Origin of the sequence: Anaerococcus degeneri, from assembly GCF_017874475.1 — a bacterium.
GTDB classification, from domain to species: domain Bacteria; phylum Bacillota; class Clostridia; order Tissierellales; family Peptoniphilaceae; genus Anaerococcus; species Anaerococcus degeneri.
This window is the reverse complement of the sequence record NZ_JAGGLO010000002.1, coordinates 63312-84880: the sequence shown is the minus strand read 5'-3', so window position 1 is coordinate 84880 and position 21569 is coordinate 63312. Positions and strand designations below refer to the sequence as shown.

Here is a 21569-nt window from a genome sequence, read left to right as displayed (position 1 = left end):
AATAATTTAAAAGGATATAATTATGGCTAGACAAAAAAGAAGTGAAGAAAAAGAATATAAAAATCCAAAAACCCGTGAGAGGAAAAGGCGTGTTAGGGAAAAAAGGCGCAAGAGAAAGACCTTTGGTCCCTATATTTTAATCTTTATCCTCCTTGTTGTTGCGGTATTTTTTGGAACAAGAAGCCTATCTCACAGTATAAATAGGACTGTGGATAGGATGGAAAAAGCTATCAAAACCGATGATACAGCCTTTATGGAAGAAAATATGGATAGGCTGGATGTGATTTTTGATGTTCTCAAAAAGTCCTATTCAGATGATCTCGAAAAACAAGACGAATTTGTCAGAAATAATTTCAAAAACCTTGATATTAAGGTTTTAAACAAGCTGGATATAGACGGGGGAGTGGAAGTGACCCTAAAGATTTCAAATGTAAATTATGTCACCTGTTTTGACAAGGTTGCCCATCTCGAAGCTGAAAACCAACACGAAGCTTATATGAAGGAGCTTTCAAAGGATGGTGGCGAAGTTAAGAGCATGGATGCAAAAATTTTCCTAAAGAAAAAGCTCTTCGGCTATGAAATTTTTGAGTCAAGAGACTTTATCAACGCCATAATCGGCGGTGCCTTGGACCTAGTCAAATGATAGGAAATAAGTCAATAAAAGAGACGGAAAAGGCATACGACCTAAATCCGGTTATTATTACCGTCATACTTTCACTTCTGGTAATAATTCCCCAATACTGTCTCGGGCAAGTCATGGGTCTTGGCCGAAAAATCGAGGCTTTGGATGATTTTTTTAATCTTCTTTACCAAAAGGACATATTTTTCCTTTTGATAATTTATTCCACAGCCTTCACCCTAATTTTTGCCTACGTCTTTGCGAGGAAAATCCTAAAAAGAACCAATCTATCTTTGGGACTTGTAGATAACAATAAAATAAAAAACTATGGCAAGGGGATTTTATTAGGATTTGGCCTTTTAACTATAATTGTTCTAATTTTAAATCTTGCAGGTTTTGCACAAATAGAAAAAAATCCAAGAGGTTTTGACATAAAACTTTTTTTGATCTTCCTTCCAGCTTGGATAATCCAAGGCTTTGAAGAGGAATTTTTATTGAGGGCAATCTTAATGAACCAGATGGCAGCAAGGGGCAAAATCAGCCTGGCAATAATAGCAAATTCCCTAATATTTTCCATCTTTCACTTGGGAAATGCAGACTTTAACATAATGGCCTTTGTAAATATATTTTTAATGGGTCTGGTATTTTCCCTAATATTTTACCTACAAGACTCAATCTATATGGTGGGAGCCGCCCATTCCTTCTGGAATATGATCATGGCTAATATTTACGGATCTCCAGTCTCCGGCAACAAGCAAGCGCCAGGTACCCTTTTTAATACAAACTTAAAGGGCCCTGAACTAATCTCAGGAGGAGGCTTCGGAGTAGAGGGAAGTATAGTAACCACCATAGTCCTAGCGATTTTAATAATAATATTAATAAGGAAAATAAAACAAAGAGATCTCGCTAAATAGTGGGATCTTTTTTTTGCTGGGAAGATTTATTATATTTATTAGATTAAAGTGGTATATTATATTATAATTTGAAAAATAGAAAGGAGGTCTTATGTCTATTTATAAATTTGGAAATGATTTAACAAAAATTAGAGAAAACAAAAAAATTAGCCAGGAAGACTTGGCATTTTTATCTGGAATCAGCCGCAGGTCCATATCTAGAATAGAAAATGGACTAATCAAAGAGCCAAGTATAGATACCCTCCTAAAATTATCGGCAAGCCTTGACCTTGACCTAGTTGATTTATACATAAAAGATATCTATGAATCCCATTATTTATATAGGGACCTCCTATCAAGTTTTGATATACTTTGTGGTTTTAAATCCAGGGAAGAAATCCTCCTTTTAGAAAAAAAGTTAGAAATTTTAGAAAAGGATCAGAATTTCAAAGGAAAAGACTATGAACTAGCTCTGTTAAGGCTTTTTATAAAATCTTTAAAAACTCCAATTTTGCTTAGCCTAGAAGAAGAATTCGAGTACATCACGAGCGCTAGGATAAATAAAAATAAGATATTGACTGGAAATTTGAGTTTTTTAGAAGCAAGACTTCTTATAAATGTTTGTAATGATAAAGCTTATTTTAAAAATATTGATAGGAAAGAGATTTTATCATCCATAGTAGATAAAAATGAGGAAAGTCTTATAAAATTAATTGCCTACTACTCACTTGTTAACGTCATGGATATGGAGAGGGATTCTCTTAATGGCTTAGAAAAAATTAACGAAGCAATTTCTTTTGCAAAATATTCTAATCATAACGAGATGTTTGCATTATTATATTATCAGAAATTTTTATGCCAACATGAATTGGGAGATGAAAATTATAGAAATTCTTTAGAATTATCGAAAATTTTTGCAAGCCACCTTGGAATAGATGAGGTATTAAAGAGGGTAGACCAAGGCATACGAGACGTTCTAAGTAATAATTGAAATTGGGACACCCATGTCCCTTTTTAATTTGCTTGATTTAAGTATATTGGATTTATAACAAAACTGAAGGAGGTTTCCTATGTTGAGATTTTTTTATTTGACGGACAAGAAAGAATTTATAAAGCTTTTGATAATTAGGCTTATTGTAATCGGATTAGGATTGTTAATTCCCATCAATACTGCAAAGGCCATTGACTTTTCTATTTTAAAAGACTTGGATATGACTATCAAGCATATTGTAATCATGGTTTTACTTGATATTGGTATCCATATTTTTTATGTCCTTGAAGATTATTATTTTGGTAAAAACGACGCCAAGGCTTATCTAAAGCAATTTGAAAAGCTTGATTTGGCCTTAAAGACCTATGATAGTAAGGTTTACAATATCGACCAGGCGAGGATAAACCAAGAATTAGGGCAAAATTTTGAAATTGTCCAGCCCTTTATCTACAAAAATACCCTGAGGATATTTTTAAACGCCCTTAAATTTGTGGCAATTTGCATAATTGTATTTTTCATCTCTCCTTACCTTTTAATAGCCTTTGTGATTATAGCTCCCATAGCAGCTCTGGTTTCCTATAAGAGGGAGGAGAAGATTTCGGATTATTCCTCAAACCACTTGGACGATATGAAAAATGTTAAGGGATATCTCTTAGATACTAATAATTTGAGCAAGGAAGAGAGGTTTTTGAGAGATAAGCAACTTCCACCAATTAGAGATTTTTTTAATAGATTTTTCACAAATCTCATAAAAAAAGTCCGCTACGAAAGTCTAATTTACAATATTTTTGTCTACGGAACTTTAAATATAGCCATCACTTTAACAACAATTATTTCTATTATCCTAATCATAAAGGGCAAGATGACCCCAGGGTCTTATGCTGCTGTGTCAATCTACATCAGCTCTCTTTGGGATCCTATGCTTGATACCTTTAATACCAGGAGAGAGTACGTATCTGGCAAGCCTGCCATGGATTCTTTTTATGAATTTATAAATATGACCCCTGTAAGCTTTGACAAGGCTAAGATAAAATCCTTAGAAATAAAAGATTACATAAGCCTGGGAAGTAAGGGAGAAAGGCTTCACCAGGCCTTTAACCAAGAGATTAAACAAGGAAAAATCAACCTCATTGTAGGAGATAATGGGATAGGAAAAACGACTCTGGTAGAGGCCATAATGAACCTTACAACTAGGTACGAGGGAAAAATCTTTGTAAACAATAAACTAGTTGATAAAAATTCAAAAGTCCTATTTGAAGATTTAGTCTACATCCCAGCTAACCCTCTTATAAGCGAATATGGAGTCCTAAAAGATAAAATAAAAGCTTCATCAGGTCAGAAAAAATTGGCTCAATTAAAATACGCCATAAAAACCGACAAGTCCCTATATATTTTTGACGAACCAACAAACTTTTTGGATAAAGAAGTTAAAGGCAAAGTCTTAGACTTAATTATGGACCTTAATAGGAAAGGGAAACTAGTTATTGTTATAAGCCACGATGAAATATTTATGAAGAATTCTAATTTTAATCTTATAAGGATTAATAAGTAGAATAAATCAAAAGACCTCGGTTGAGGTCTTTTAGTATCATTAAAGCACCCCAGCCAGGGCTGGGGTGTAAAGTACGTAATCTTTTTATACATAATACTCAGTGATATTTAGTCTAAATCGCTCCTATTCGTCGCAATTTAAACTGAATATCACATAAGCTTATTCTATAATTTTCTACGAAAACTAAAGCTTTCTACAAAATGATGAATAAGGCAAAAAACATCGGTCATTTATGGCCTTACGGCTTGACCGATGTTTTTTACTAGCATTATATTCGTCGCATCATGTATAAAAAATTACATAAGGTTCTACATCAATTTCTACTACGGTGCTTTGCACCTTGAGAAATTGTGAAGACCGCAAAAATTTTACTTATAATTAAAACCACCCCAGCTAAGGCTGGGGTGTAGAGAACGTAATCTTTTTCAACGAACGCTCCTTTTCGTCGCGTTCTTATGAAAAAATTACATAAGGTTTCTCATCAATCTATCTTCACACTTCGTGTTCGATATATTGTGAGAACCGCAAAAAAATCGCTAACGATTTTTTTGCTACCATTATTAGTATCCAGGTTTACCAAGTAGTTTAAACATGGCTGTCTTGTAAGCTTCTACTCCTGGTTGGTTGAATGGGTTTACTCCTAGGATGTAGCCTGATACTCCTACTGCAATTTCAAAGAAATAGAAAAGTTCGGCTAGTTTTCTTTCGTCTACCCTATCTAGTTTTATTCTGATATTTGGAACGCCGCCTTCTACGTGGGCCATTGTTGTGCCTTCCATAGCTTGTTTGTTTACATAGGACATATCTTTGCCTGCTAGGTAGTTTAGGCCGTCAAGGTTATCGGCGTCTTCTTTTATTTCTATATCTTTGTCTACACTTTCAACTTCGATTACAGTTTCAAAGAGATTTCTCTTGCCGTCTTGGATCATTTGGCCTACTGAGTGAAGGTCTGTAGTGTTATTTACACTTGCTGGGAAGATTCCCTTGCCGTCTTTGCCTTCGCTTTCGCCGTAGAGTTGCTTCCACCATTCTGCAATATATTGTAATTTTGGTTCATAATTTACAAGGACTTCAATTTCCTTGCCATTTTCATGAAGCATATTTCTTGCGGCTGCGTATTTGATGGCGTCATTTTCCATTGATTTTACGGTGTATTTTTCTCTACCATCAGCAAAACCAGCCATAAATTCGTCTATATCAACACCTGCTACTGCTAGTGGCAAGAGGCCTACTGCAGATATTACGGAAAATCTGCCACCAATATCATCTGGAACTACAAATGTTTCATAGCCTTCATTTGTGGCGAGTTCTTTAAGTGCACCCTTGGCCCTATCTGTTGTTGCAAAAATTCTCTCTTTTGCACCTTCCTTGCCATATTTTTCCTCTAAAGCTTCTTTTAAAAACCTAAAGGCAATGGCTGGCTCTGTGGTTGTGCCTGATTTTGAGATAACATTTACAGAATAATCCTTATCCTTCAAATAATCTAAGAGTTCAACCATGTATTGGCTAGAAATTTGATTGCCTGCGTAGATAACTTTTGTATCTCTCTTTGAATCAAAGTAAGTATCGCAAGCTACATCAATGGCCTTAATACCAAGGTAAGATCCACCTATACCAATGGAAACAAAGACATCAGAATTTTCACGAATCCTTGCTGCTGCTTTTTTAATTCTTTCAAACTCGTCTTTGTCATAGTCAACTGGCCTATCAATCCAGCCTAAAAAGTCGTTGCCAGCGCCGTCTTTGTTCATAAGAGATTCAAAAGCGGCAAGGGCTTTTTCCTCGTATTTTCCTATATTATCTAAATTAACATTGCTAAAATCTACTTTCATATAGCCTCCTTTGCTTTATATAATTATACCCCAATTTGTCTCGATAGAGTAAAAACCTTTAAAATCATAATTAAAAATAATCAATAATTTTGGATATTATACAAATTGATAACTGTTATCACTTTTTTAAGTTAACAGACAAGCAGCAAAAACACTTAAAACATTTGGTGAAATATAATTTTAATAAATAGCTAAAATCAAATACTTATAACGATTGCAAAGATATAATGATAATGATTATATATATCAAGTTTAGATTCATTAGAACTTTAGAATCATTCTTGACAAAACGAATAATTAATAATATAGTATGAATATCAGGAAATGAACTAATATTATAAAGGAGATTATTATGGCAGAATTAAAGGGAAGTAAAACAGCACAAAACCTAATCACATCTTTTGTTGGTGAATCACAAGCAAACATGAGATATACATATGCTGCAAAAGTTGCAGAAAAAGAAGGTTATAGACAAATCGCTGCTATCTTTAGAGAAACAGCTATGAACGAAAAAGAACACGCAGCAAGATTCTATAAATTCCTAAGAGAAGAATTTAAACTTGAAACAATCGAACTTACAGAAGGTTATACAGCTTGGCCAGTAATTTGGCATGACACATTAACAAACCTTCAAGGCGCTATCGATGGCGAAAACGAAGAATGTGAAGATATGTATCCATCATTCGCAGACGTAGCAGAAGAAGAAGGCTTTGACGAAATCGCAAGAGCATTCAGAAACATTGCTAAGGCTGAAGGTGCACATAGAGATAGGTATCAAAAACTACACGATAACGTAGAAAACGGCACAGTATTCGAAAAAGAAGAATCAGTAATCTGGAAATGTGGAAACTGTGGTTTCTTATATGAAGGCAAAAAAGCTCCAAAGATTTGCCCAGCATGCCACCACCCACAAGAATGGTTCGAAGTAGCAGCTTTCAATTACTAAAACAAACATCAAACCCGGCTCAGGTCGGGTTTTTTATTTTGCTTATAATGGTAAAATCATAATATATGGGTAATAATATATTAGTAGTAATGAACGTAATCTTTTTCAACGAACGTTCAGTGAAATTTTCTTTATGTTACTCTTATTCATCGTAATTTTAAGAAAAAGTCACTTAAGGCTTCTCATCAGTTTTTACTTCGCAAGCTTTGCATGCTTGAAAAACTGTGAGAACCATAAAAAATTTACCTATTGAAGTCCTAACCCCATTTCTGACAAGAAATAGTTGGTAGGACTGATGCTTTAGCAAAAATTTTTATTACCATTAAAGGAGAAATAAATGAAAGTAATAGTATGCAAAGATTATGAAGATATGAGCAAAAAAGCCAGTGAGTTTGTAATAAATTACATGATGGAAAAACCACAGATAAAGTTTGGTTTTGCAACAGGATCAAGCCCTATTGGTCTTTATAAAAACTTAATCGCTGCCCAAAAAGAAGGAGAAATTTCTTTTAAATATGCAAAAAGTGTGAATTTAGATGAATATGTTGGTATAGACCCATCAAACGAACAATCTTATTCATATTTCATGCACGAAAACCTCTTTGACCACGTAGCTATAAAAGAAGAAAATATCAATCTACCTTATGCACCAGAAAATGACGAAAAATACGCCCTAGAATATAGGAAAGTATTAGACGAATTTGGACAAAGGGATATTCAAATTTTGGGCCTTGGACCAAATGGCCACATAGCCTTCAACGAACCAGCAGAAAAATTAAATAGACGTGCCTCTATAATAAAATTAACAGAATCAACCATAGAAGCCAACTCAAGATTTTTTGAAAATGAAGACGAAGTGCCAAAATACGCCCTTTCTATGGGAGTTGAAGAAGTATTCAACGCAAAAACCCTAATAGTTCTAGCCAGCGGCAAAAACAAACACGAAGCAGTAAAAAGAATCTTAAACGATGATAAAATTTCAACTGACCTTCCATGTGGACTTTTAAACCTACACCCAAATGTTTATTTGTTTGTAGATGAAGAAGCTTATAATGGCTAGGTGGTAAGTTTTAAATATTTTTACTAAAAAAGACGAACGGATAGGCTCGTCTTTTTTTGGTTATTCCGTGCATTATAATAGAACTCATGGTTACTATTAATATGCCCACTTAGTCTATTTTTTTCAACATTTCCCCTAATTTATCACATTCACCTTTTGATTTTTAAGTATTTTCACTAGGTCTTTTTCTCTTGAAAAGGCAAAGCTCATGTTGTCTTGGCTGTTGGCGGTTTTTAGGTAGACCATTAAGAGGAGATTTTTGTTGGCCCTTGATAGGGTGACTGATTTTATTTCTCCTAGGGGTACTTTTTTGTTAATGAAGGGGTTTAGCTTGTTGGTAAATACATATTCGTCACTAAAGCCCCTGGCTATTGTCCCTGTGTAGTTCCAAAATATCATGGCTAGTGAGATGGCTAGGGCGTTTATTGGATAAGGTTTAAAAACCCAATAGTAAATGATGAACATGACTACCATCATACCTAGAACTGCCAGGTCTGTTGTAGTGAATTTGATTTTTTCTTTGATTTGTCCGAACAAGTACATGTTATAAAGCCCAGCTAGGGCGAATAGACTCGCTAGGATAAAAATTAGTTGTGGCATCTTACTGTTCTCCTCCGCCGGCATTTCCGGCATTTGCTGCACTTTTCTCGTCATCATGGATTTTGTTTAGGCAAATTACAAGGGCTATCATGGCTAGGGTGTAGTCCTCGTCATAAACTGTAAGGGCGTATTGGTCGGTGAGTGAAATAAATTTCCTAGAAACTTCGCCGATTTTTTGCCCATCAAGGCTTATGATAAAATTGTAGTCCCAAACAGATCCCTTGAGATTAATTGTTCCAAAATCTGTGTCCACATCAATAGACTTTCTAAGCAGGGTAAATCTTTTGTTTACAAGCATTTCCGACCCGTCTTCAAAATTTACAAAAAACTTTGGCAAAAGGGATAGGATTTTCTTTTCAATCCTAAAAAGCCTTTGTCTATCAGGTCCATAGACCGCTGCCTTGTAGCCCATAAAGGTGAAATCTTGGTCTAGATAAAAAGAATCATTGCCGTCTTCGTCCTTTATCCAATATTTATCTGTGATTTTAAAGAATTTTTCCTTAAAAATATATCTTTTCATTTTACATTCCTTTATTAATTTTCTTCTTATCATATAATATGATTATTGATATTATACTATAAGAAAGGATTAAAAAAATGGAAATCTCTACAATTACTAAATATATAGAAAATCTAGTAAATACCCCATCACCAACAGGTTTCACAAAACTAGCTGAAAAATATTTGATGGATGAATTTAGAAAACTGGGCTACAAACCATACCAAAATAACAAGGGCAACGTCATTGTCCCAATCAATGAAATGGAAGGGGAAAATGGCCTCTTGCTTTCTGCCCACATTGATACCTTGGGACTTATGGTAAGGTCAGTTAAGGCAAACGGGGCCCTCAGGGTGACAACGCTCGGTGGTTTCCCACTTAATTTTGTGGAATTTGAAAATGTCAAAATCCACACAAGATCTGGCAAGGAATATACAGGTGTGGTTAGGCTAAATAATCCAGCCGTTCACGGTTCAGACGCCCCTAGAGAAGCAAAGAGAAACGACGAAACCATGGAAGTTGTAATTGACGCCATAACCCATTCTAAAGAAGAAACAGAAAAACTTGGCATAGGAAACGGTGATTTTATCTCCCTTGACCCAAGATTTAGGATAGACAATGGCTTTGTCAAAAGCCGCCACCTTGATGACAAGGCATCTGCCGGAGTCCTCCTTGCCCTTGCTAAGGAAATTAAGGATAAAAATATAAAGATAAACCGTCCACTTTATATGATGTTTACCATCTACGAAGAAGTAGGCCACGGTGCTGCATCCGGCCACCCAGCAGGCATCAGAGATATGGTGGCAGTTGACATGGGAGTAGTCCACGATGACCTCGCTTGTGACGAACTAAAACTATCAATCTGCGCCAAAGATTCATCAGGTCCATATAACTATGACCTTACAAACGACTTAGTTGCAATAGCCAAAGAATTAGACCTAGACTACGGCCTAGACATCTACCCATTCTACGGATCAGACGCCTCAGCTGCAGTAGCAAGCGACTATGACTACAGACACGCCCTAGTAGGTTGCGGAGTAGCAGCAAGCCACGGATACGAGAGGACACATGAAAAGGCAATAAAATCACTTTTTGATTTGCTAGAGAATCTTATTAGTAAGTAAGGAAAAATTTATGTTTAGAAAAATCAGAAAAATAAAAAATGAATTAAGTCCAGAAAGAACCAAGGAAGTCCTTCATAAGGCGGCAAGGGGTGTCCTTTGCCTACACGGAGATGACGGTTATCCTTATGGTTTTCCTTTAAATTACGTCTATGACGAAGAAAACCAGGCCCTATATTTTCACGGCACAAAGACTGGCTATAAGATTGACTGCATAGAAAAAGATCCAAAGGCATGTTTTACAGCCATCCTAGAAGAGGGAATATCAGAAGATGGTTGGTCAAAAATCACCTCTTCTGTAGTGGCTTATGGTCTAGTAGAAGAAATAACAGACCAAGACTTTGCTAGAGAAGCCATGGTAAGACTTGCCAAAAAATATTACCCAAATGTGGACCTAGTCCACGAAAATATGGAAGCAGGCTTTAAAAACACAAAGATGCTGGCTTTTCATATTGCTTATATGACTGGTAAGAAGGTAAACGAAAGATAAGTTTTATTGGATAAAAAAACCTCCCAAATTCGGGAGGTTTTTTGCTTACTTATACATATTTAGTTTTTTCAAAAGCCCATCAATTTCATCAACGATTTGGCCGATGAAGTCTATTGCATCTTCTATTGGTTTTGTTGTTGTCATATCAACACCAGCAGCCTTTGCTAAGTCTATTGGTCCCATAGATCCGCCTAGTTTTAGGACTTCTAACCATTGTTTTCTGTCTTCTTCTGTGCCGTGGACAATTTTTTCTGATATGGCTGTACCTATTGTAAGTCCTGCTTGGTAGGTGAAGGAATATAGGCCCATGTAGTAGTGAGGTTGTCTCATCCAGGTGAGTTCTGCTCCTTCGTTTAAGACTACTGCATCGCCCCAGAATTTTTCTAGTTTGTCCTTAAAGATTTGGTTGAAATCTGCGGCTGAGAGACTTTCGCCCTTTTCTACACGTCTATAAACTTCCCTTTGGAAGGTAGCTTCTAGGTAGTGGGTTACAAAGTTGTGGTAGTAGGTCTTGCCAATCATGGTTGATAGGACCCAAAGTTTTTCCCTATCGTCCTTGGCATTTTTAAGTAGATATCTTTCCATGGTGATTTCGTTGGCTGTTGATGGAGCTTCTACAAAGTACATGGACATATCGCATGATAGGGCGTTTTGGTTGGCATTTGAAAGGATTCCTTGACCAGCGTGGCCTAGTTCGTGGGCAAGGGTCATAACTTGGCTCATAGATTCGTTATAAGTTGTCATGATGAATGGATGGGATGGGTAAGGAGATGAACAGAAAGCGCCTGTTCTCTTACCGATATTTTGTGAATAATCTATCCACCTATCATCAAAGGCCTTTTTCATGTAGCCGATATATTCTTCGCCTAGTGGAGAAAGTCCGTCAACTATATAGGATTTAGCCTCTTCGATAGAAACTTTTGGCTCATATTCTGGGTCTATGGCGAGTTTCAAATCTGCATAGGTCATTTCGTCTAGGCCGTAGTGGTTTTTGATGATTTTTGCATATTTTCTCATAATTGGAGAAAGTTTTTCCATAATTATATCAATATGGTTTTCGTAAACATCAAAGTCCACGTCTTGGCGGGCTAGAAGATAGTGGAATACTGATTCATAGCCACGAAGATCTGCCATTATCTTTTCATTTTGGATAAGGTTGTTATAAACTGAAGCGTCAGCGTTTTGGTAGGCTGCCAAAACCTTGTGATAGTCAGCAAAGGCTCTGCGTCTTAATTCTGTATCAGTTTCGCCTTCGAGGTATTCTTCGAAAGTGTTGTGGTTAAGGACAACTTCTTCGCCATTGTGGTCGATATTTTCAAACTTCATATCCCCATATCTCATATCGTTGTAATTTGTATATGGTGCATCAAAGGTTGGGGCAAGGGCAGCAAGGGCTGCTTCGGTTTTTTCGTCTAGTAAATATTTTGCCTTATCCTTTATTCTTTTGAGGTAATAAGCATATTTTGGGTGGTTTTTTATTGTTTCATCTAAGACTTTGCTGTCAACTTTGACAAGGGCAGAATCATAGAAAGAAAGTTTGGCAAAAATCTTTGAAACTTCGCTTCCAAACTTGGCATCTCTTTTTGCCATGGCATCGTCTGTTGCATCTGTTTCCTTAGAAATTCCAGCAAAAGTGCCAAGTCCGTCTGTAAGGGAAATTATATCAGAATAAGCTTCAAGAGATTCATAAACATCATCGCTAGTCTCAAGAACTGAATATTTTTCCTTAAAATCAGAAGCCATCCTGGCTAATTTCTCAAGATCAGCATAAAAAGCGTCATCAGACGCATAAAGGTCTTCAATGGCCCAAGTTTCTTTAGGGTCAACATCACATCTTTTTTTCATTTTTTTCTCCTTATATAAAAAATAATTTTAAATTCGGTTTACTACTTGTTATTATATCACTTTGTAGCCTTAGTAAAAGATTATTAGCATAAAATTAAGAGTATAGTGTAATAAATGATTTAAATTGGGAGGAATTATGCAAAAAAGAATAGAAAATTTCGCCAGGCTTGCTGTTGAGTTTGGTGTTAATGTGCAAAATGGGGAGGATGTTTTAATTTCTTCTCCTGTTGAGTCGCCTGAACTTGCTCGTTTTATGACTAAGGCGGCTTATGAAAAAGGTGCTCGAAAGGTTTCTGTGAATTGGGTTGACGATGCTCTTACAAGATTTGCTTACGAATACGAAAGTCAAGAGACCTTAAATGAAGTGCCTGACTGGGTTGTTGAAAAATCTCGCTATCAGATTGCTGAGAAGAGGTCAAATAGGATTTCTATTGTGTCCGATGATCCAGATTTACTCAAAGGCCTTGATGAGGCTAAGATTTCTGAGGCTGTTAAGGCTCGTTCATTAAAGTTAAAGGACTTTGTAAAATATACTATGAATGACATTGTGTCTTGGCTTGTAATTTCAGTTCCTTCTGTGAAATGGGCAGAAAAAGTATTTCCAGACCTCAAGGGCGAGGAGGCCTGCCATAAGCTCTGGGAAGTCATCCTTGATGTGTGCAGAGTTTCTGAATCTTGGGAAGAGACTAAGAAAAATTGGGAAGACCACATTAAGACCCTTGATGACAAGGCAGACTTTTTAAATAGCCACCAATTTGACTATGTTCATTATAAATCAGCCAATGGGACAGATTTAAAGGTGAAATTGCCAAAAAACCACATCTGGATGTCTGCTGGCTCTAAAAATGCAAAGGGCGACAGGTTTATTCCAAATATGCCAACAGAAGAAGTCTTCACAGCTCCACAATACGACGGAGTTGACGGCAGGCTTGTGGCTACAAAACCTCTTGTTTACAATGGTGTGGTTATAAACCACTTTGAATTTACCTTCAAGGATGGGGTGGTTATTGATTTTGATGCCAAGGAAGGCAAGGATACCCTAGCAAAGATGCTTGAATCTGACCAGGGCTCAAAAAATCTTGGCGAAATCGCCCTAGTTCCATATGACAGCCCAATTTCAAATTCAAATATCTTATTTTATAACACCCTTTTTGACGAAAATGCGTCTTGCCACTTTGCCTTAGGCAAGGCTTACCCAACCTGCGTTGAGGGCGGAGCTGACCTTGATGATAGCGAAGTCAATTCAGTGGGCCTAAATGATTCCCTAATTCACGAAGACTTCATGGTTGGAGATAAGGACCTTGAAATCATAGGCTACAAAAACGGCCAAGCTTTCCCAATCTTTAAGGACGGCAACTGGGCATTTTAAGTAAATTTTGATACAGACGAGACTTGAAATTTATTTTCAAGTCTTTTTTTGTTTCTGTATTGAAAACGATTTTAATAATTATTATCAATCCCTAAATAATAATGAATATAGATGTTGAAATTGTTTTCACATTCTGATATTATGGAATTATAGAATATTAATAAGGAAGGTAATCTTTTTAGAATCAATGATCGTATTTTTCGCATCGGTCCTCACCGAGCCACATAAAGATGCCTTGATTTGGCATCTTTATGCCGAATAATAGTGCGGTAGCACGGAGAGCTTCAGAGAAGTGATATTCGGACGGGCTTTTTAAAAATTACATAAGGATTCTCATCAGTTTTTACATCGCAAGCTATGCTTGCTTGAAAAACTGTGAGAACCATAAAAATTTTACCAGTTGAAGCCCTAACCCCATTTCTGACAAGAAATGGTTGGTAGGTCTGATGCTTTAGCAAAAATTTTATTACCATTAATGGGAGGTTAAGCTATGAGTTTTTGTTTTAAGAAAGATCAGGACAAGTACCAAGAATTTATAGAATTCTTGGATACTAACAAGGACAAAAAGGGCGCTATTATGCCGATTTTGCAAAAGGCCCAGGAAATTTTTTCCTATATTCCGGAAGAAATTGTGGACCTCATGGCCCTAAGGATGGGCGTTCACTCTTCAGAAATTTATGGTGTGGCAAGCTTTTATTCCCAATTTTCCTTTATTCCAAAGGGAGAACACGAGATTTGCGTTTGCTTGGGCACAGCTTGCTATGTCAAAGGTTCTGACAAGATCCTAGCAGACCTTGAAGATGAGCTAGGAATCAAGGTTGGCGAAACTACACCAGATGGCAAGATTAGCCTTGCTGAGGCCAGGTGCATAGGTGAATGCGGTATAGCACCAGTTTTAAGTATTGATTCATCAAGGAATATCGGCAATGTGACCAAGGGTATGGCAGCCGATATCATCAAGGAAGTTTTGGAGGAAAAAGATGAAGTCGAGGCTTGAAAGTATCAAAAAAGATGGATTTGCCAAGCTTATCAACAGGCTTGAACCAGAAAATTATTACATAGACGGCGAAGACATCAGGCTTAAGGGAGAATTTTACCAAAAGCAAACCAGGCTTGTTTTAAGAAACTGCGGCATAATCGATCCGGCATCAATCGAAGAATACATAGGTCGTGATGGATATTTTGCCCTAGAAAAGGCCATTTACGATATGACCAGGGAAGAGATTATAAAGGTCGTCACAGACTCTGGCCTTAGGGGCAGGGGTGGTGCAGGTTTTCCGGCTGGTCGCAAGTGGGAAACTGCCTACAAGCAAGATACCGACACAAAATACATAATTTGTAATGCCGATGAGGGTGACCCAGGTGCCTTTATGGATAGGTCAGTATTAGAAAATGACCCTCACTCAGTCCTTGAAGCCATGGCAATTTGTGCTAGGGCCGTTGGAGCAAGCCAAGGTTTTATTTATGTTAGGGCCGAATATCCAAAGGCAGTCAAGGCCCTAAGGCGTGCCATAGAAGACGCTAAGAAATACAATTTGCTGGGTGAAAACATCCTAGGATCAGATTTTTCCTTTGATATTGACCTAAGGCTTGGGGCAGGTGCCTTTGTTTGCGGCGAGGGAACAGCCCTTATGGAATCAATCGAGGGCAAGCGTGGCCAGCCAAGAAATAAGGAATTTAGGACTACAGTCAAGGGTCTTTGGGGAAAACCTACTGTAATCAATAACGTTGAAACCTTAGCTAATGTGGCACAAATCATCTTAAAAGGAGCGGATTATTTTAGGGCCTACGGTACAGAAAAATCACCAGGAACCAAGGTATTTGCCCTAGTTGGCAAGGTCAAACATTCTGGACTTGTAGAAGTACCAATGGGGACAACAATTAACACAATTGTCTATGACATAGGCAAGGGCATTCAAAATGATAAGGAAGCCAAGGCTGTTCAAACCGGCGGACCATCTGGCGGTTGCATACCAAAATCGCTTTTTGACACAGGTTGTGATTTCGAATCCCTCAAGGAAATCGGCTCTATAATGGGCTCTGGCGGCATGGTTGTCATGGACGAAGACGACTGCATGGTAGACGTGGCGAGATTTTTCCTAGAATTTTCTGTAGACGAATCTTGCGGCAAGTGCACACCTTGTAGGATTGGCAATAAAAGACTACTTGAAATGCTTGATTTAATCGTAACTGGCAAGGCCAGCGAAGAGACCCTTTTTAAACTCAAAGAGCTATCGGAAATTGTTTCTGAAACCAGCCTTTGCGGTCTGGGCCAAGCTTCACCAAATCCAGTCCTTTCAACAATGAACTATTTTTATGACGAATACCTAGCCCATGTTGGCAATGTCAAAACCTGCCCTGCAAAAAGGTGCAAAGACTTGCTTTTCTACGAGATTACAGATACCTGTATCGGCTGTACCAAGTGTGCCAAGGCATGTCCTGTTGGGGCGGTCTTTGGCAAAGCCAGGGAAGTCCACCATATAGACAAAAAAGTCTGCATCAAGTGCGGCACTTGCATGGATAATTGCCCAGTTAAGGCCATAGTTTTATGCTAGGAGGAGACATGATAAAATTAAAAATAAATGACACAGAAATAGAAGTTAGGGAAAAAACCACCCTTTTATCAGCCGCCAAGGCTTTAAATATCAATATTCCTACCCTTTGTCACATGGACCTATCTGGCATCAATTTTGTAAATAAACTCGCATCTTGCAGGGTTTGCCTGGTAGAAGATGTGAAGAAGGGAAATCTTATACCAGCCTGCGCCACTTTTGCCAAGGACGGGATGGAAATTAGGACCGATAGCCAAAGGGTAATCAGGGCAAGGCGTGCTGTGGTGGAATTAATCCTATCAGACCATCCGACTGATTGCCTCAAATGTGCGAAAAACCTGGACTGCCAGCTCCAAAAGATAGCTGCAGACTTAAATATTAGAGAAATAAAATATCCGGGTGAAAAGAGAAATCTGCCGATAGACGATTCTTCTTATTCTCTTGTGAGAGATCCAAATAAGTGCATACTTTGCAGGCGCTGCGAGACCATGTGCAATGAAGTTCAGACTGTGGGTGCTCTTGCAGAAATTGGACGTGGTTTTATGACCCATGTCGGTTCGACTTTTAACAGGCCAATGTTTGATACTACCTGCACCTTCTGCGGCCAGTGCCTAGCTGTGTGTCCAACAGGAGCCCTTACAGAAAAGTCAAATGTCTCAGAGGTGTGGAATATCCTTCATAGGAAAAACCACAACGACCTTGTAATTGTCCAGGTTGCCCCAGCTGTGAGGGTGGCTTTGGGCGAAGAATTTGGCCTAGAACCAGGAACTGAAGTTACAGGTCAGATGGTAACGGTCCTTAGAAATCTCGGTTTTGATAGGGTTTTTGATACAAACTTTGCGGCAGACCTCACAATCATGGAAGAAGCCCACGAATTTATAGAAAGACTTGGGGAGGGCAAGCCAATCCTTACCTCATGTTGCCCAGGCTGGGTAAATTTCATGGAACACCAGTTTTCTGACCTTATCGACATCCCATCGACCTGCAAGTCTCCGCACGAGATGTTTGGGGCCATAGCCAAGTCCTATTATGCAGAAAAAATCGGTATGGACCCAGCAAAGATTACCGTAGTTTCTGTTATGCCTTGTATTGCCAAAAAATATGAGGCCAAAAGGGACGAACTCAACGAAGAAGGTGTATCTGATGTTGATATAGTAATTACAACCAGGGAACTTGCCTCAATGATCAAGGAAGCGGGCATTGACCTTGTTAATGTTAATAAGTCTGACTTTGACAATCCTTTGGGCGAATCCACAGGTGGGGGCACAATTTTTGGCGCGAGCGGCGGTGTAATCGAAGCGACAATCAGGACTGCCTACGATACCCTCACAGGCCAAAGCCTAGAAAAGGTCGAATACGAGGAATTAAGGGGCCTTAGGGGAGTTAAAAAGGCAAGTGTAAATGTAAATGGCAAGGAAATTCACATTGGAGTTGTAAATGGACTTGGCAATACCAGGAAAATCCTAGAAAAAATCCGTTCAGGTGAAGAAAAACTCGATGCCATAGAGGTAATGGCTTGTCCCGGAGGTTGTGTAGGTGGCGGTGGTCAGCCTTATCACAAAGGGGACCTCACAATATTAAAGAAGAGAGCCGAGGGCCTTTATTCGATTGATAAGGAAAAAACCTACAGAAAATCTTACGAAAATCCATCAATCAAAAAACTCTACGAGGAATATTTGGGAGAACCGGGAAGCGAACGTGCCCACGAACTTCTCCACACATCCTATAAGGAAAGGCCAAGATATTAAAATAAGGGAAATTTTCTTAAATTTTATGAAAGAGAATTTCTCGGAGTCATTCTGATGAGTAAAGCGAGGGGAAAATCCTATAAATAAGGGAAATTTAATAGATAATTACAAACAAGGGCGAGCATTGGCTTGCCCTTTTGTGATATAATAAGAGTAGAAATGTTTTTATGTATGGAGAAAAATAATGAAGAAAAAATTTATAAATGCAGTAATTTATGGCCACGAAGGAGCCGATGAAATCCTCGTTGAAGACGGAGTTTTTGTTGGCTTTGGCAAGGATTTTGGACAAGCTGATCAAATAATTGACCTTGAAGGCTCACTCGTAATCCCACCTTATGTCGACAGCCACATCCACCTAGATTATTATATGGTGGGAAAGACTGATAAGGCTAAAAACGAGTCGGGTACACTTTTTGAGGCTATTGATATTTGGAATGACTTCAAAAAAGGTACTACTAAGGAAGAAATGAAGGAAAGGATAAAAGCTGCTGTCCTTGAGTGTGCCAGCCACGGCACCCAATATATCCGTGCCCAAACTGATTGTACCGACCCAAACCTAACAGGGATAAGGGCTGCTCTAGAAGTCAGAGACGAACTTAAAGATAAAATTACCATCCAAGTTGTAGCCTTTCCTCAAAATGGCATGTATTCCTACAAGGAAGATGAGAAAACTGGCAGAGATTTGGTGGAAGAAGCCCTAAAACTCGGCGCTGATGTGGTTGGGGGTATCCCTCACAACGAATGGTCCCGTGAGCTTGGCGAAAAATCAATCAAGGAAATTGTAAGGCTTGCCCTAAAATATGACAAGCTAATCGACGTCCACTGCGATGAAACAGACGATCCAATGGCACGTTTTGTAGAAGTCCTAAATGCAGAAGCCCTAATCCACGATATAGGAAAAAGGGTTACAACCAGCCACACCTGCTCCTTTGGGTCAGCTGACAACGCCTACGCCTTTAGAATGATGGGACTTTTCAGGAAGTCAAAGATGAATTTCGTGGCCCTTCCTACAGAAAATGCCTACCTCCAAGCTAGACTTGACACCTATCCAAAACGCAGGGGCCTTACCAGGGTGAGAGAATTTGTCGATAATGACATAAATGTTTGTTTTGCCCAAGATTCCATAGTTGACCTTTGGTATCCAGCTGGCAATGGCAATCTCATGAATATCCTAGATAACGGCATCCACATGGCCCAACTCATGAAGGAAGAAGACTTCGAAAAAGACTTGGACCTTGTGACTATAAATGGGGCCAAGGCCATGAACTTAGAAGATTCTTATGGCTTAGACATAGGAAAAGCTGCCAATTTCATAGTCCTAGATGCAAATAGTCCTTATGATGCAATTAGAAATAGGGCAGAGTGCCTAGCAAGTGTAAGAGGCGGAGAATTTTTATTTAAAAAGGCCAAAAAGACCTATGAAATAGACCTAAATTTATAAATAGATAAAAAAATCATAAGCCCCAAGCCGGGGCTTTTTTCCTTGAAATTTCAATGGAAATTCATTTTGATTTGCAAAATCAATTCGTAAATATTTCCCAAAAGTCTTGACAAATTATAACTGTTAATATACACTATATACAGATGGAGGATATATGGACATAAAAATAAATTACTCGAGTAAAGATCCGATATATTTACAAATCAAAAATCAGATTAGAGATGCAATCTTAGATGACAAGCTTGATATAGACAAGCCCCTGCCTTCTATAAGGCTTCTTGCCAAGGAGCTGAGGGTCAGCGTGATTACAACCAAGAGGGCCTATGATGAACTCGAAAAAGACGGGCTTATCAATTCTGTTCCGGGTAAGGGCAATTTTATTAAAAGCCAGGACCCACAAATGGTCAAGGAAAAACTCATGGTAAAAATCGAAGACCATATCAAGGAAGTCATCAAGCTTGCAAGGCTTGGCGGAATTTCAAAGGAAGAAATCCTCGCCCTAGCTGATGTATTGGAGGATAGTGATGACTGATGCAATAAAAATAAAAAACCTAAGTAAATCTTTTGGCAATTTTAGGCTAGGCCCTCTTGATTTGGGTGTCAAAAAGGGAACTATAACAGGTTTTATTGGTGAAAATGGGGCCGGAAAATCTACCACCATCAAGCTTATCCTGGATGTGATAGGAAGAGATGGTGGAGAGATTGAAATTTTTGGCAAGGACATAAAAGACTTGGCTGTTGACGAAAAATACAAGCTTGGTTTTGTCTACGATGACCTATTTTTGCCGGGGGTAATGAAAATCGGTGAGATAGAAAAAATGCACTCTTTGCTCTATAAGGACCACTGGGAGAAGGGTACTTTTTATGAATTTATGGAAAATTTTGCCCTTCCTGCCAATATTCCAGTTAAGGCTTTTTCAAGAGGGATGAAAATGAAGTTGGGACTTGCCCTTGCTATGAGTCATGGGGCAGAAATCCTAATCCTTGATGAGCCTACAAGCGGCCTTGACCCGGTTGTAAGGGATGATTTTTTGGATATCCTCTTAGATTTTATCCAAGATGAGAACCACACAGTTTTGATTTCTTCCCACATTTTATCAGACCTAGAAAAAATCGCCGACTACATCGCCTTTATCCACAAGGGCCAGCTTATTTTTAACGAAGAAAAAGACGGGCTTAGCGAAAAATACGGCCTTGTTTCCCTAGGAGATGATGAATTTGAAAGCCTTGATAAAAGTGCTCTTGTAGGTGTGAGAAAACATCAATTTGGCAGGGAGTGTTTGGTAAGAAGAGTAAAAATGCCAGCTGGTTTTGACATAGAAAAACCATCAATCGAAGATATTATGGTCTATATGATAAAGGAGGCCTACAATGAAAGCCTTGATATATAAGGATTTAACAACAACAAAGTCATCGATTGGGCTTATGACACTAATCATGGTCGCCGTTGCCTTTGTTTTCAATAAAGAAGGTCAACTGGAACTTTTTCCTCTGACCTTTATCCTGATTCCAACAATCCTTTTGGGAATCTTGTTTGGAATTGACGCTGAAAGCCATATTGATAAGTATTTGATATCAACAGGAATTGGCAAGGAAAAAATCGTGGGATCAAGGTACGGTTTTGTTTGGATTCTCTCCATCTTTGCCCTAATCGTAAGCCTAATCATAGGATACAGAGTAAAGATGCCGCTCGCTCTTTACTGTGCAAGTGTCCTATTTTTCTCAAACTTCATAGCCCTAGTCCAACTTCCCCTCATGTATAAGTTTGGAGCTGAAAAGTCTAGGATGATATTCGTCTTCTTTTACTTTTTAATCTTTGGAAGCTTTTCCTACTTTGGGGCAAACAAAGAAAAACTCTTGGAATTTATAAATTTTGGCATGAGTATTAATAAAAATATCTTGGCCCTAGGTCTTGTGATTCTAACAATCTTAATAAGTTTTCTTTCGCTTAAAATTTCAGCTAGGATTTATAAGGCAAAGGAATTTTAAAAACAAAAATGGTCCCGAATCT

General features: G+C 38.2%; 20 protein-coding genes. 16 read left to right on the top strand and 4 right to left on the bottom strand.

Annotation, left to right across the window (positions count from 1 at the left end; all coding sequences use genetic code 11):
* Nucleotides 1-22 precede the first annotated feature (22 nt).
* The 4 genes from J2Z38_RS03765 to J2Z38_RS03750 all read left to right on the top strand — a co-directional run bounded on the left by J2Z38_RS03765 (nt 23) and on the right by J2Z38_RS03750 (nt 4055).
* Nucleotides 23-643, top strand: coding sequence for a hypothetical protein (locus J2Z38_RS03765; protein WP_209772621.1), 621 nt, complete (start codon nt 23-25; stop codon nt 641-643).
* Nucleotides 640-1533 carry a CPBP family intramembrane glutamic endopeptidase gene (locus J2Z38_RS03760; protein WP_209772620.1) on the top strand — a complete coding sequence of 298 codons (894 nt, stop codon included), beginning with the start codon at nt 640-642 and terminating at the stop codon, nt 1531-1533. The genes J2Z38_RS03765 and J2Z38_RS03760 overlap by 4 nt, the downstream gene beginning before the upstream one ends.
* A gap of 91 nt (nt 1534-1624) precedes the next feature.
* Complete coding sequence (locus J2Z38_RS03755) at nt 1625-2503, top strand: helix-turn-helix domain-containing protein (protein WP_209772619.1); 879 nt, start codon at nt 1625-1627, stop codon at nt 2501-2503.
* A 79-nt stretch (nt 2504-2582) separates the two neighbouring features.
* Complete coding sequence (locus tag J2Z38_RS03750) at nt 2583-4055, top strand: ABC transporter ATP-binding protein (RefSeq protein WP_209772618.1); 1473 nt, start codon at nt 2583-2585, stop codon at nt 4053-4055.
* A 560-nt stretch (nt 4056-4615) separates the two neighbouring features.
* On the opposite strand, the gene J2Z38_RS03745 is transcribed toward J2Z38_RS03750, so the two are convergent.
* Complete coding sequence (locus J2Z38_RS03745) at nt 4616-5887, bottom strand: glucose-6-phosphate isomerase (protein ID WP_209772617.1); 1272 nt, start codon at nt 5885-5887, stop codon at nt 4616-4618.
* Between the two features lie 352 nt (nt 5888-6239).
* Here J2Z38_RS03745 and rbr point away from each other — a divergent pair, with 352 nt between their 5' ends.
* Nucleotides 6240-6833, top strand: coding sequence for a rubrerythrin (gene rbr / locus J2Z38_RS03740; RefSeq protein WP_209772616.1), 594 nt, complete (start codon nt 6240-6242; stop codon nt 6831-6833).
* A gap of 337 nt (nt 6834-7170) precedes the next feature.
* Entirely contained in the window at nt 7171-7893 is a 723-nt protein-coding gene (nagB, locus tag J2Z38_RS03735) for a glucosamine-6-phosphate deaminase (protein WP_209772614.1), read from the top strand.
* 135 nt (nt 7894-8028) lie between these two features.
* Here the strand turns inward: nagB and J2Z38_RS03730 are convergent, their stop codons facing one another.
* The gene (locus J2Z38_RS03730) at nt 8029-8493 is read right to left on the bottom strand and encodes a hypothetical protein (RefSeq protein ID WP_209772612.1); all 465 of its coding nucleotides are present in this window, start codon (nt 8491-8493) and stop codon (nt 8029-8031) included.
* Nucleotide 8494: 1 nt separating this feature from the next.
* Nucleotides 8495-9013, bottom strand: coding sequence for an LURP-one-related/scramblase family protein (locus J2Z38_RS03725; RefSeq protein WP_209772610.1), 519 nt, complete (start codon nt 9011-9013; stop codon nt 8495-8497).
* 77 nt (nt 9014-9090) lie between these two features.
* Between J2Z38_RS03725 and J2Z38_RS03720 the strand changes: the two genes are divergently transcribed.
* Nucleotides 9091-10116 carry a M42 family metallopeptidase gene (locus J2Z38_RS03720; RefSeq protein ID WP_209772608.1) on the top strand — a complete coding sequence of 342 codons (1026 nt, stop codon included), beginning with the start codon at nt 9091-9093 and terminating at the stop codon, nt 10114-10116.
* A 10-nt stretch (nt 10117-10126) separates the two neighbouring features.
* Nucleotides 10127-10603, top strand: coding sequence for a pyridoxamine 5'-phosphate oxidase family protein (locus J2Z38_RS03715; RefSeq protein ID WP_209772606.1), 477 nt, complete (start codon nt 10127-10129; stop codon nt 10601-10603).
* A 45-nt stretch (nt 10604-10648) separates the two neighbouring features.
* Here J2Z38_RS03715 and pepF read toward each other — a convergent pair whose 3' ends face one another.
* On the bottom strand, nt 10649-12448 hold the full coding sequence (gene pepF, locus J2Z38_RS03710) for an oligoendopeptidase F (protein ID WP_209772604.1): 1800 nt from the start codon (nt 12446-12448) through the stop codon (nt 10649-10651).
* Between the two features lie 136 nt (nt 12449-12584).
* Between pepF and J2Z38_RS03705 the strand changes: the two genes are divergently transcribed.
* The 8 genes from J2Z38_RS03705 to J2Z38_RS03670 all read left to right on the top strand — a co-directional run bounded on the left by J2Z38_RS03705 (nt 12585) and on the right by J2Z38_RS03670 (nt 21547).
* A complete protein-coding gene (locus J2Z38_RS03705; protein ID WP_209772602.1) occupies nt 12585-13817 on the top strand; it encodes an aminopeptidase in 1233 nt (410 codons plus the stop codon).
* 490 nt (nt 13818-14307) lie between these two features.
* Nucleotides 14308-14814 (top strand): NADH-quinone oxidoreductase subunit NuoE family protein, encoded by a 507-nt coding sequence (locus J2Z38_RS03700; protein WP_209772600.1) that lies wholly within the window; start codon nt 14308-14310, stop codon nt 14812-14814.
* Nucleotides 14798-16372, top strand: coding sequence for an NADH-ubiquinone oxidoreductase-F iron-sulfur binding region domain-containing protein (locus J2Z38_RS03695; RefSeq protein WP_209772598.1), 1575 nt, complete (start codon nt 14798-14800; stop codon nt 16370-16372). Before J2Z38_RS03700 ends, J2Z38_RS03695 begins: the two co-directional genes overlap by 17 nt.
* Nucleotides 16373-16380: 8 nt before the next feature.
* Nucleotides 16381-18117 carry an NADH-dependent [FeFe] hydrogenase, group A6 gene (locus tag J2Z38_RS03690; protein ID WP_209772596.1) on the top strand — a complete coding sequence of 579 codons (1737 nt, stop codon included), beginning with the start codon at nt 16381-16383 and terminating at the stop codon, nt 18115-18117.
* Between the two features lie 184 nt (nt 18118-18301).
* Nucleotides 18302-19558: an amidohydrolase family protein gene (locus J2Z38_RS03685; protein WP_209772593.1), complete on the top strand. Its 1257-nt coding sequence runs from the start codon at nt 18302-18304 to the stop codon at nt 19556-19558.
* Nucleotides 19559-19712: 154 nt separating this feature from the next.
* Nucleotides 19713-20090, top strand: coding sequence for a GntR family transcriptional regulator (locus J2Z38_RS03680; protein WP_209772591.1), 378 nt, complete (start codon nt 19713-19715; stop codon nt 20088-20090).
* Nucleotides 20083-20949: an ABC transporter ATP-binding protein gene (locus tag J2Z38_RS03675; RefSeq protein ID WP_209772588.1), complete on the top strand. Its 867-nt coding sequence runs from the start codon at nt 20083-20085 to the stop codon at nt 20947-20949. The genes J2Z38_RS03680 and J2Z38_RS03675 overlap by 8 nt, the downstream gene beginning before the upstream one ends.
* Entirely contained in the window at nt 20930-21547 is a 618-nt protein-coding gene (locus J2Z38_RS03670; RefSeq protein ID WP_209772585.1) for an ABC-2 transporter permease, read from the top strand. The genes J2Z38_RS03675 and J2Z38_RS03670 overlap by 20 nt, the downstream gene beginning before the upstream one ends.
* Nucleotides 21548-21569: the final 22 nt, after the last annotated feature.